General features: G+C 46.9%; 4 protein-coding genes. 2 read left to right on the forward strand and 2 right to left on the reverse strand.

Features of this window, described 5'->3' with window-relative positions; all coding sequences use genetic code 11:
• On the forward strand, positions 1 to 2,058 hold a 2,058-nt coding region (locus A3763_RS13495; RefSeq protein WP_068760132.1), incomplete at its 5' end, for a valine--tRNA ligase.
• Positions 2,059 to 2,079: 21 nt separating this feature from the next.
• Positions 2,080 to 3,018, forward strand: a complete 939-nt coding sequence (locus tag A3763_RS13500; RefSeq protein ID WP_068552997.1) for a ketopantoate reductase family protein — start codon at positions 2,080 to 2,082, stop codon at positions 3,016 to 3,018.
• A gap of 68 nt (positions 3,019 to 3,086) precedes the next feature.
• Here the strand turns inward: A3763_RS13500 and recD are convergent, their stop codons facing one another.
• Both recD and A3763_RS13510 read right to left on the reverse strand, forming a co-directional pair.
• Positions 3,087 to 5,093 carry an exodeoxyribonuclease V subunit alpha gene (gene recD / locus A3763_RS13505; protein WP_068507843.1) on the reverse strand — a complete coding sequence of 669 codons (2,007 nt, stop codon included), beginning with the start codon at positions 5,091 to 5,093 and terminating at the stop codon, positions 3,087 to 3,089.
• Positions 5,090 to 5,529: PD-(D/E)XK nuclease family protein (locus A3763_RS13510; protein WP_197482904.1), on the reverse strand; the 440-nt coding region annotated here is incomplete at its 5' end. The genes A3763_RS13510 and recD, both read right to left, overlap by 4 nt.

Here is a 5,529-nt window from a genome sequence, read left to right on the forward strand (position 1 = left end):
GACATGGAAAAAGGCACTGGTTGTGTAAAAATAACACCTGCGCACGACTTTAACGATAATCTAGTGGGTAAGCGCTGCGGCCTAGCGATGATCAATATCTTCGATATTGATGCTGCCATCCTTAAAGAAGCAGAAGTTTACGACACTGAAGGCCAAGCTTCAGATGCTTTCGATACAGCCCTACCCGCAGAATTTGCTGGCTTGGATCGATTTGAAGCGCGTAAAGCCATCATTGCAAAATTTGAAGAGCTTGGCTTATTAGAAAGTATTGATGATCACAATTTGGTTGCACCCTACGGCGACCGCTCAGGTGTTGTCATCGAACCACTTCTTACAGACCAGTGGTTCGTTCGTGCAGGCCCGCTAGCTGAACCTGCAATACAGGCAGTTGAAGATGGCGAGATTCAGTTTGTTCCCAAGCAATACGAAAACATGTACTTCTCCTGGATGCGCGACATTCAGGACTGGTGTATCTCTCGCCAGCTTTGGTGGGGACACAGAATCCCGGCTTGGTACGATGCTGAAGGTAATGTTTACGTTGGCCGCACTGAAGAAGAAGTACGTACTGAAAACAATATTGATGCTTCAGTTGAACTGTCTCAAGACGAAGACGTTCTCGACACCTGGTTCTCTTCAGCACTCTGGACTTTCGGCACACTAGGTTGGCCAGAAGCAACGGAAAGGTTGAAGACCTTCCACCCAACAGATGTTTTGGTAACGGGCTTCGATATTATTTTCTTCTGGGTTGCCCGCATGATCATGATGACCATGCACTTTATGAAAGATGAAAACGGTAAAGCCCAGGTTCCGTTCAAATATGTATACGTAACAGGCCTTATTCGAGACGAGCATGGTGACAAAATGTCCAAGTCGAAGGGTAACGTACTCGACCCGCTCGATATGATTGACGGCATCGACCTTGAATCTCTGGTTGAAAAACGCTGCGGTAATATGATGCAGCCCCAGCTTGCTCAAAAAATTGAGAAGCGCACGCGCAAGACCTTTGAAGACGGTATCTCTGCACACGGGACCGATGCACTTCGTTTTACCCTATTCTCACTGGCTTCGACGGGTCGTGATATCAACTGGGACATGAAACGCCTAGAAGGCTACAGAAACTTCTGTAACAAGATCTGGAACGCTGCACGTTATGTGCTCATGAATACTGAAGATCAGGACTGTGCTCAGAATTCTGACGATTATCAATTATCTTTAGCTGACAAATGGATCATCTCGCGCCTTCAGCAAACCGAAGCATCCATTGAAAAATCTATTGGTGAGTTCCGTCTAGATATGGCCTCACACACTTTGTATGACTTCATCTGGAATGAGTATTGTGATTGGTACCTGGAGCTTTCCAAGCCGATTCTAAACAGTGACGACAGCGACGAAGCGCTTAAGCGTGGCACACGCCGCACACTGGTACGAGTACTTGAAGCTGTACTAAGAATGGCTCACCCCTTTATCCCTTATATCACAGAGGAAATCTGGCAGCGTGTTGCTCCCTTGGCCGGTCAGTCTGGCGCAACCATTATGACTCAGCCTTACCCTGAAGCAGATGAGTCGAAAGTCGATGAAAAAGCACTGGGTGACGTTGAGTGGCTAAAAGGTGTCATCGTCGCAATACGAAACATTCGTGGTGAGATGGATATCTCTCCTGCCAAGGCAATTCCCGTTCTACTGCGTAACGGCAATAATGAAGATCAGCGCCGCTTCCAGGAAAACGAAGGCTTTGTTAAGTCACTCGCCAAGCTCGAGTCAATGAGCTGGTTAAATGACGAAGAAGCGCCTATGAGTTCAACTCAGTTAGTCGGCTCTATGGAAGTCTTGGTACCAATGGCCGGTTTGATCAACCTTGATGCCGAGATAGCTCGACTCAATAAAGAAATCGATAAGGCGGAGAAAGAAATTAAGCGCCTTTCTGGCAAACTGAACAATGAGAAGTTCGTAAGCAATGCGCCAAAAGACGTTGTAGAGAAAGAGCAGGCTAAGCTGGAAGACGCGCAAAGTAGCCAAGCCAAGCTGGCTGAACAGCTCGAAAAAATCAAGGCCATGTAATTGGCCTTGAAGCTACACATAATGGGTGCCGGTGCAATGGGCTGTCTTTGGGCAGCTCATCTGCACTGCGGATTTTCAGGGGCCTCTGGCCCGCATGTTAGCTTTATTGATAAGCGAGCATACTCAAACCTGTCTATGCGCAAGGAACTTTCCTTCTCTATTAGCAGCCCCTTCCTGGCTCACATTCCAGAAAATACCCAACTAAGCTTTAGGCTAGAACAAACACCGCAAACAATCGATTGCCTACTTGTGTGCACCAAAAGCTTCGATGCCCTTCCCGGCCTTAAAAAGCTTGGTGAAGCCATCACAGATAAAACCCTATTAGTGTTATTCCAAAATGGCCTGGGTAGCCAATACGACATTCTAGAAGCCTTTCCTGATAACCCTATTTTCGCCGCCGTCACGACTGAAGGCGCTAATCGGGTTTCTTCAAATCAAATTGTCCATGCAGGCTCCGGCCTTACGCGCGTCGGCCCCTTAAACAAAGCTGCAGAATCTAACGATGCTGCCCGAGCGCTACTTAATTACCTTCAGCCACCCGCATTAGACAAGACGCTAACACTCCAATACGAAAAGGACATATGGCAGGCTTTGTGGCACAAGCTCGTGATCAATTGCGCTATTAATCCCTATACAGCGCTACTAAATTGCCCGAATGGCCAAGTACGGACATCACGACGTTTTATTGAAGGTTGGCCAATACTGAAGCTAGAACTTAGCGAGCTGCTAAACACAGCAAGCTACCCTCTTTCCGGTGATGAAATCGAAACGCTGGTTTTCGATGTGATGCAAAAAACCAGCACAAATATCTCCTCTATGCTACAAGATATTCGCGCGGGTAAACGCACTGAAATTGATGATATCAATGGCTTTGCAGCCCGGTTTTTGGCTCAGCATACCTTAAGTAGCGAAGTGAATAGTTATTTGGCGAGCAAGGTTAAGGCTCTGCCTACACATTGAACCATCGAGTTCACAGAGCGCTTCGCTGCACAGAGGAAAGATAACACCCTAAGACTTTAGCTGAGTATTCACTCCAAAAAAGCTTTTTCCAGAGCCTGCGTATCGGCCCATATATCACAACGCTGTTTAGCCCGCGTAAGACCGGTATATAATAGCGAACGCGATAAAAGTTCTTTAGCGTAATCAGCAAGAAGAATCCCGACACGCTGGTACTCTGAGCCCTGACTTTTGTGCACCGTCATCGCGTAAGCAGGTTGCCAGGCTTTGAGCCTTTTCGGTGATACGATAATGCTCTCGCCCGAGCCTTGCGGCACCTCCACCTGAAACTTTCCCGTACTACCCGGCTCATGATTACGAGCAACGACAAAGCCAATATCACCATTAAAAACACCCAAGTCTGCGTGATTTTTAGTAATAAGAATGGCCTTACCATGATACAGGAAAGATCCGGTATCAACATTGGCGGAATAGTGCCCCGGTAGCATCGCCAGCAAACTTCGTTCAATATAATTATTCATAGCGATCACACCCTGCTCGCCCTCATGAGTCGAACATAGCAATTGGAAGTCAGCAAAGGCACTATTCAATGCTGCGATATCTGCTTGCTTCTGCACCGCCTCAAAATAGCTTTGATAGGCTGCCGTGATTGAGTGATGAACTTGCTGAGCATTCATTTCAGCTTGGTTTTCACCCTCTTGATAGTCGAACCATCGTACCTGCTTGTTATTGCTATCTAAGTGGCGACTAATGCAAAAGTCATTTTGAAAACCGATAAAATTACCGGCATTAATTTGCTCGGCAGCGCGCTTAAGTTCTCCACCAAAGCGGTAGGTCTTTCTCAAATAGCAAAGCGCTTGATTAATGCCTTCACTCGCTACTTTTTTGTCGACAGCTGGAGTTAGAAAGACTCCTGACTCATAGCCAGTCAGACTTGCCAGACGATCGGCAAATTCGCTACTATAAGACATATCCTCAAAACGCCTAACCGTCTCTGAGAATACCTCGCCCGGCTCCACGGGTGGCAGCTGATAAGGGTCACCCATAAAGATCACTTGTGTGGTGTCAGGCACGGTTTTGATTAACGCATGCATTAAAGCCAAGTCGATCATTGATGACTCATCAACAATCAAGATATCAGCTTCAGTAAGTGCAATTTCACTCCGCCCCGAAAAGAGGCTCTCTGCGTTAAGTTTTTCTGAATAAGAGTGTTGCGAAGGTAAAGCTTTATGGTCGATTAAGAAACGGTGTATCGTCTCACCATTAGCAGGCAAACACGCGCTAAGTGGAAGCATATCTGAGCCTTCTAGCACAGCCTGCTCAGTTTCGATTCGCTTAAGTTGGAAGGCGATTGAGTCCGCTAGACGAACGGCAGCCTTTCCTGTCGGGGCGAGCAACCTTACTTTTGCTGGTCGGCCCAAACGTAGCCTGAATGATTGATCGACCAAGTGCAACAGGCTTGCTGCTGTGGTGGTTTTTCCGGTACCGGGTCCCCCAGCAATCAAAGTTGTTTTTTGCAGCAAAGCATGTGCAGCTGCAACGGCTTGCCAGTCTGGTTTCTCGTCTGAGTCCACACCATTTAATGCAAACATGCTTTTTAAACACTGACTCAAACGATCCAACTGAGACTCGCTGAGTGCTTCGTCACTCAGGCTTTCACTGCTCACCCTTTTCGCTAACCAAGCTTCGAATTCACACTGTAGATTCCAATAACGAGTCAAATACAGCTTATCACCCGAAACAACCAAGGGCTTGACACTCTGTTTTGCATGCAGCCTCTTATGAGCTCTCGCTTGTGAGAAGTCATCGACGACGGAGAGCTGCAATAAGCTAGCTTTGAAGTCGTGATCAAGTCCTATCTTATGAGCTGACAAGGCAATACAGATTTGCCCCTTACTCGTCGCGTAGGACAGTTCACAGATTAAAAGCGCTAAGCTGCTGGCATGCTGTCGCTCTTCTTCTAACAAACCTTTAACCACAAACTCTGCGGCGTAAAGATCAAGCCAGCGATATGCAGTATTTTGTGCCTCGACCTGCTGAGCAAGGTTTTTCAGTACAGGCGTTTTAATTAAACTCATGCGCCCTCCAAATGCAGGTCGAGTGCTTCTATCAAAGCCGCTTCAGGTTTGATGAAATAGACACCCGTTTGCGATGCGCCCAACTCGTTCCCATCAGAGTTAAGTGGCATACCACGAAGATAGAGATAATATACACCACCAAAATCTCGTTCATAACGATAAGCAGCTCCCAAGCGTGCTTTTAGATAGCGATGTAAGGCAAGACTATAGATGAGGTACTGTAAGTCATAGCGGTGATCAAGCATCGCTTCAGAAAGTTTGTCGTGCGTATAATCTTCAAGTTGATCGCCTAGGTAATTCGATTTGTAATCTAGCAGAAAGTACTGCCCTTCTTTGACGAAAACCAAGTCAATGGCGCCTTTTAAGTGCCCTTCAAATGAAGCAAACTCAAGTGTTGGAACGGTCGACGCGTACGACTGAAGCAATTCATTAATAC

This window comes from Oleiphilus sp. HI0128 (genome assembly GCF_001635365.1).